General features: G+C 75.4%; 5 protein-coding genes. 4 read left to right on the top strand and 1 reads right to left on the bottom strand.

Annotated elements, in window-relative coordinates; translation table 11 throughout:
- Nucleotides 1–51 precede the first annotated feature (51 nt).
- Nucleotides 52–963, bottom strand: coding sequence for a helix-turn-helix domain-containing protein (locus tag AB8Z75_RS30755; RefSeq protein WP_369207739.1), 912 nt, complete (start codon nucleotides 961–963; stop codon nucleotides 52–54).
- A 141-nt stretch (nucleotides 964–1,104) separates the two neighbouring features.
- Between AB8Z75_RS30755 and AB8Z75_RS30760 the strand changes: the two genes are divergently transcribed.
- The 4 genes from AB8Z75_RS30760 (at nucleotide 1,105) to AB8Z75_RS30775 (ending at nucleotide 6,679) form a co-directional block, all read left to right on the top strand.
- On the top strand, nucleotides 1,105–1,899 hold the full coding sequence (locus AB8Z75_RS30760) for an NAD(P)H-dependent oxidoreductase (RefSeq protein WP_369207741.1): 795 nt from the start codon (nucleotides 1,105–1,107) through the stop codon (nucleotides 1,897–1,899).
- Between the two features lie 310 nt (nucleotides 1,900–2,209).
- Nucleotides 2,210–3,109: a thiopeptide-type bacteriocin biosynthesis protein gene (locus tag AB8Z75_RS30765; RefSeq protein ID WP_369207743.1), complete on the top strand. Its 900-nt coding sequence runs from the start codon at nucleotides 2,210–2,212 to the stop codon at nucleotides 3,107–3,109.
- Complete coding sequence (locus tag AB8Z75_RS30770) at nucleotides 3,084–6,497, top strand: lantibiotic dehydratase (protein ID WP_369207745.1); 3,414 nt, start codon at nucleotides 3,084–3,086, stop codon at nucleotides 6,495–6,497. The genes AB8Z75_RS30765 and AB8Z75_RS30770 overlap by 26 nt, the downstream gene beginning before the upstream one ends.
- A gap of 20 nt (nucleotides 6,498–6,517) precedes the next feature.
- Nucleotides 6,518–6,679 carry a hypothetical protein gene (locus AB8Z75_RS30775; RefSeq protein WP_369207747.1) on the top strand — a complete coding sequence of 54 codons (162 nt, stop codon included), beginning with the start codon at nucleotides 6,518–6,520 and terminating at the stop codon, nucleotides 6,677–6,679.
- The last annotated feature ends 42 nt before the right edge of the window (nucleotides 6,680–6,721 follow it).

Below are 6,721 nucleotides of genomic sequence, written 5' to 3' on the forward strand. Positions count from 1 at the left end.
CCCCTCGCCAAGACTTGGCGGCCCCTCGCCAGGACCTGGCCGCCCCCCCCGTCAGGACTCGGCCGACCCCGTGCGGGGGTTCGGCCGGGCGAGTGCGGCCAGGGCGGCGGCTTCCCTGGTGCCTGCCTCCGCGCCGAAGACGTGCACGACGAGACCCGTCTCGCCGGGTGCGGACGGCACGTGCAGCGTCTCGTACTCCAGGGCCAGCAGCCCGGCGTCCGGGTGCCGCACCCGTTTGCGTCCGGCCCCGCACATCACGACCTCACCGGTGTCCCAGATGGCCCGGAACGCCGGGCTGCCCGCGGACAGTTCGCCGATGAGTCCGGCCAGCACGGTGTCGTCGGGGTAGCGTCCCGCGCTGACCCGCAGCTGTCCGACGGACTCGGCGGCCCGCTCGTCCCACTCGGGGAAGACGTCGCGTGAGGTGGGGTCGAGGAAGAGGTACCTGGCCTGATTCCGGTCGCGCCGCTGCGGATCGGACAGGCCGCCGACCAGTTCGCCGCCCGACTCGTTCCAGGCCACCACGTCGAGGCGGTGGTCGGTGACGAACGCGGGCAGCGGGTGCATGGCGTCCAGCATGCGCCGCAACAGGGGACTGACGCGGGCCGCGGGGGGAGGGGTGTTCCTCGCGGCGGCCAGGGTCGCGAGGTGGCGCTGTTCCGCCGCGTCGAGTCCGAGCGCCTTGGCGAGGGCGTCGAGGACCTCGGTGGAGGGCTGGGTGGCCCGGCCCTGTTCGAGGCGTACGTAGTAGTCCACGCTGATGCCGGCGAGCTGGGCCAGCTCCTCGCGCCGTAGTCCGCGGACGCGTCGGCGCCGGCTGCCGGGAAGCCCGACGTGTTCGGGCGCGACGCGTCCCCGCCGAGCCCGCAGGAACGCGCCGAGCGCCCGCGAGGGAGCGGAACCGGCTCGTTCGGGCCGGTCTTCCCTTGCCGCGGTGCGCTCTTTCCCGTCGACGCCGTCCATGCGGACAAGTATGCGCGCGCCGGTTCGAAGGGCCGCAAGGTCGGGGGGCGCGGAAAGGGGGGCCTCGCAGTACCAGGAAGGCTGTTCCGTGGTCGCACAGGGTGCTGGCTACCGCGCGGCCCCCGTAAGAGCGTTGGGTTCATGAACGAGAGCAACGGCGGCGACACGCCGCGGCAGCGCACCGTCCTGGTCGTCAGTGCCCACCCGGAAGCGCGGTCACTCAACGCCGCGCTGACGCACTTCGCGGTGGAGCACCTGCGTGCGGCGGGGCACCGGGTGCGGGTTTCCGACCTGTACGCGATGAAGTGGAAGGCGACGGTGGACGCCGACGACTTCCCCGACCACGGCGCCGACCGGCGGCTGAGCGTGATGGCCGACTCGGAGCAGGCGACGCTGAGGGGGCGGCTCGCGCCGGACATCGCCGCGGAGCAGGAGAAGGTGCGGGAGGCGGACGCGGTGATCCTGCAGTTCCCGATGTGGTGGTTCTCCCCGCCTGCCCTTCTCAAGGGCTGGATCGACCGGGTGTTCACCAGCGGTTTCGGGTACGGGCCCCGAGTTCCTCCGCCCTACAGCGAGGGTGCGCTCGCGGGGCGGCGCGCGCTGGTGTCGGTGACCACCGGAGCCCGCTCGACGGCCTTCTCCGACCGGGGGATCCACGGCCGACTGTCGGACGTCCTCCATCCGCTTCAGCACGGCCTGTTCTGGTTCACCGGCATGGCGCCGCTGGAACCGTTCGCGGTGTACGGGGCGAACGAGCTGTCCGCGCAGCGGTTCGCGGCGGCGCGCCGGGAGTACGGGCGGCGGCTCGACGGCCTGTTCACCGACGAGCCCGTGCCCTTCCGCTCACTCGTCGGCGGCGACTACGACCACGACATGCGGCTGTTGCCGGGTGTGGAGCGTCCCGGGGCCGGCGGGCTGGACCTCCATTCCCGCTGAGCCGGCAGCTGGCCCTTTTGCGAACGCACCGGCGCACAACCGCCGTTCATATGAAGAATTCAATTTCATTGTTCGGCCATGGCATAGCTGGGAAGTTCCCCTTCGGGACGTGATTGCGGTGACGTAATCACTGAGAAGGGGGGCGGAATTGCCGGAGGTTTCCCATCGGTGGCGCTCACCGTCTGCGTGCGTCGACCGCCTCCGCGAGGCGGGGACGCGGGGCCGCACGCTCGCGGCAGCGGGAGTCGCGGGGCTCGCGGCGGGCCTCACCGCCGCGCGCCGCGCCGCGCGGGAGACAGCCGTCCGTGGCGTGACGCCCCCCGGCTCCTGGGTGCAGCTCAACCTGGCCCCCGAGCGCGACTCCCACGGCCGCGCGCTCTGCTACGCGGAACTCGCCGCACTCGCCGACGCATTCCTCACCGAGGAGCGGGCGCGGAATTTCTTCTTCATGCACAAGGCGCCGGGAATCCGCGCACGCTTCCAGGCCGCCGACCCCGGGGAAACCGCCGAGTTGCGCGCCGCCCTCCTGCGCCGCACCGATCAGTGGGAGGGTCTTCGGCGCCGTCCGGTGTGCGCGGTGTACGAACCCGAGTACTACCTCTTCGGCGGCCCCGCCTCGATGGCGTACGTGCACGATCTGTTCACCCTCGACTCACTGGCCTGGCTCGACCACCACGTCAACCACCCGGGAGGCGCAGGGCCCTCGGTCGGCTGGCGGCACTCGCTGCTGCTGCTGCGGGAGGTCTTCGACGGGCTCGGGATCGTCGGCTGGGAGCACCGGGGTGTCTGGGACGCGGTCGCCCGCGAGACAGGCCGCCGCCTGAGTGACGCGGCTGCGGCCATCGACCCGGCGGCCCGCGAGCGGGCCGCCGCCGGCATCGTCGCCTACTGGCGCACGCCCCGCGACGAGGCGCTGCGCGCCTTCCCCGAAGACCGCAGGAACGCCCTGGCCCGGCACGCGAAGGCGGCCCACGGGGCGGCCGTGCGCTGGCGCGACGGCCACTTCGAGGTGGGGAGCGCGTGGCACTGCGCGGCCGGAGAGGTGCACGGAGCGGGTGATGCCGCCGTCGGCCCCCGTACGGCAGCCGCCTATGTCACCGTCTTCCACTGGAACCGCGGCCTGCTGTCCCTGGCCCGCCAGAGCCTCCTGACGGAGGCCCTGGCCCACGAGGGGAGGGCCGCGCATGCCACCTCGGCAGCAGCACACTGACCCGGCCCCCGCCCCGCACGGCACCCGACGAAGTCCCCAGGACGCGGTGGCGGGTGCCGCGTCCCCCACCGGCGCCCCGACGCACGACGGCGGGTCCGCCCTCCTCGGCGCCGCGGCGCTCCTGCGGAGCGCCGGTGTCACCGGCGCGGTCTGGGCGGGCGCCGGGAGCCCCGCCGTCTTCGCGCAGGCCGACCAACTGGCGGACCGGCAGGCGCGGCTGGCCGCGCGGGCCCGCGCGTTGAGCGTGCGGATCGGCGAGGAGGTCGTGCCCGACGAGGGCTTGGCGACGACGGACCGGCGGGCCGTGCTGGCACTGCGCCGCCGGCTGCACGCGGGCGACGCGCCGGCCACCGGCAATGCCGAAGGCGGCGCCGGCCTCGGCTCCCACCCCCTCGACCCCGCGAGGCGCACGGCCGACGACGCCCTCATCGACCGCATCGCCGTGCTACGGCCCGCCCTCGGACGCGATCTGCGCGCGCTGGCGGCTGACGCCGCCGGGCTCCGCGCCGCGTACGGCGGCTTCGGTCGTGCCGTCGCCACCGAGCGGGACCGGGTGAGCGCGATGCTGCTGGAGGCGGCCCGATCGCACCCCGTGCTGCGGAGCTTCGTGGAGGGGGCCGCACCCCGCGTCGTGCCGGATCTGGAACGGCGCGCGGCGGCAGGTGAGCCCTGGGAGAGCAAGCGGCAGCGCAAGGGCGTCGGATACCTGTGGCGTGCGCTGGGCCGGGCCGCCGCCAAGACCACTCCGCGCGACTGGGCGGGACAGCTCGCCGTGGTGCCCGTGTCCGGACGACCGGCACCCGCCGCGCGGCGACGCCCCCCCACGGGCGGGAACCCGGCGGGGCATCCGCACGCCGCCCACCCGCTGACGGACTCGCTGACGGGCCCGCCCGCGGCCGGCGCCCCGTCGCTGAGCGCCCCGCTGAATGGCCCGGCAGCGTCGCTGCTGCCGGAGCTCGCCCCTGGGCCGCAGCTCGTCGCCGCCCGCAGGACCGAGAACGTGCACCGGCTGTGGTGCCGGCTGCGTGACGTCGACCTGGCCGCCGCCGAACCGCACGTGCTCCTGGCGCCGGCTCCGCTGCACCACGCCACCGGCGAACCCGGCACGGGGCACCTGCACTTCGCCGTCGTCGACCCGGACCCGGCCGGGGGCGGCCGGCTGCGGCGGCTCTCGCTGCGGCGTACGCCTGCGCTGGAAGCGGTGCTGAGGCTGCTCGCCTCCACCCCCCGCACGGTGGGGGCGCTGGAGGCCGCGCTCGGACCGCCGTCCTCCCAGCCCGCGCTGCGCGGTTTCCTGGCCCACCTGCACACGCTGGGCATCCTCCAGGTGTGCGCCGCGCCCCGGGCCCGCCGGCTGCCGTGGACGGAGCACGGGTCCGGCCGGCCCGTACCGCTGGCCGGTGACATGGCCCGCGGCTCCTTCCTGGACTCCTACCGCCGGCTCACCGGAACCCGCCGCGAGGCCACCGACTCCGGGCCCGAGGCCACCGTCTCCGGGCCCGAGGCCACCGTCTCCGGGCCCGAGACCGCCGACTCCGGGCCCGAGGCCGTCGGTTCCCGGGCAGAGGCGCCGGACGCCGCCGGTTCCCGGGCAGAGGCGCCGGACGCCGCCGGTTCCCGGGCAGAGGCGCCGGACGCCGTCGGTTGCCGGGCCGAGGCGCCGGACGCCGCCGGTTCCCGGGCCGAGGTGCGGGACGCCGCCGGTTCCCGGGCCGAGGTGCCGGACGCGGCCGTGCGGGTCGTCGCCGACGGGCTCGCTCTCGCGCGGCGCGTGGCCGAGCTGTGCGAGGCGAACCGCAGGCAGGGCGAGCAGCACCAGGGGGCGGCGGAGGCGGCGGGCCTGGGCGCCGAGCCCGTCTCCGTCGTACGTCTCATGGAGGCCGGCCACGCGGACGACCGGTCGGCTGCGCCGCGCCCCCGTGGCCGGTACGCCTGCTGGGAGCCCGCGCACACGTCCGACTCCGGGTACGCGCGGCTGCTGGCGTACCTCGGCGCGCGGCTCGACGAGGAGCAGGTCGACCTGGACGCGGCGCTGCTGGACGCGCTGGGGGCGCCGCCGGTTCCCGCGGTGCTGGAGGCCTGGCCCGTCGACTGTCTGCTGCGGCCACTGCCCCGCGCCCGCTCCGGTGATCCCGGCGATTCCGGCGGTACCGGTGGTACCGGTGGTACTGGCGAGCTTGGCGGACATCACGGGCCCGGCGCTCCCGCGAGCCCGGACCCGGTGGCCGTGTTGGAGTCGGCGTCGCCCGCGGGCGTTTTGGACGCCCGCTTCGCCGAGGCGCTGGGGGAGCTGTACGGCGTCGGCCCCGCCGCCGGATACCCCAACCCGGCCGCCTACCGGGACTTCCTCGCGGCCTTCGAGCGGCGTGCCGGTGTGCGCTTCGTCGAGGTGCTGGTCCCGCCGCTGACCGAAGCGGCGGCCAACGCCGTACGCCGTCCCGTCGCGACCAGTTGGTGCACGGGCGATCCCAACACCCCGCTGTACTACGGCACCTCGAGCGACCCCGGCCCGGCGGATGACGGCCTCCTCGACACCGCCACCGACGCCACCGCCACCGACGCCACCGCCACTGGCTCCGCCGCGACTGACTTCGCCGCTGTCGACGGCGTCGGCGCTGTCCGCGGCGACCGCACCGCGACCGGTGCCACCCCGCTTCCCTCCGTCCGTCACCTCCCCCTCGACCGGGTCACCCTGCGCATCGCGGGCGGCGAACTCGTCGCCGAGGCCGACGGGGTGCGGGTGCTGCCCGTCCACCACGCCACCCGTACCCCGGCCCCGCCGTACGACCGGCTGCTGCCGCTGCTGACCGGCGCCGGGCACCCGGCCGCCCGGCGCATGGTGCGGTTGGACGGGCTCGCCGGGGCGTTCCCCCGAGCGGGGCGCGTGCCGCGGCTGACGGTCGGTGGACTCCTCGTCGTCAGCCCCGCGCAGTGGCGGATCGCGCGCACCGCGCTGTGGCACCCAACGGACAGCGAAGCCGACAAGGTGGTGGCACTCGCCGCGCTGCGGCGGGCGGCCGGGCTGCCCAGGTTCGGCTACCTGCGGGCGCGCCCGGACACCAAGCCGCTGCCGGTCGACCTCGCGGCCCTGCCCGCGTTGCAGGCAGTGGAGCGGCTCTGCCAGGCCGAACCCGGTACGGACCTGGTCTTCGAGGAGGCGTTGCCCGCACCGGACGAGCCGCTGGGTCAGGGCACCGCCCAGGCTCCGGTGGCCGGTGGCGCCTTCGGGGCGGCGTCCCAACTGCTGATCCGGCTGCCCCACGACCGCACGGCCGAACACCTCGCCGCACGCGCTCACGCCGCCTGGTGCGGCGCCCACGACCTCCCCGGCGTCCCGCCCTCCTCCAACGGTGGCGGGACGCCGGGGCGGACACCACACCCGCAGTGAAGAGACAAAGGAGAGACATCATGCCCGCGACGACCGAAGCGCCCGAGCTCGACCTCGACAGCCTCATCGACGATCTCGACACCCGGATCAGTTCGACGACCGAGCTGCCTGAGGCGCAGCTCGACACCGTTCACTGCAGCGGTCTGTGCACGGTGGTCATCTGCACCGTCGTCGTCTGCTGAACCCCCGCAGCGGGTGGGTCGCCCGGCCGGCACAGACCGGCC

This window comes from Streptomyces sp. PU-14G (genome assembly GCF_041028275.1).
Taxonomy (GTDB): Bacteria; Actinomycetota; Actinomycetes; order Streptomycetales; family Streptomycetaceae; genus Streptomyces.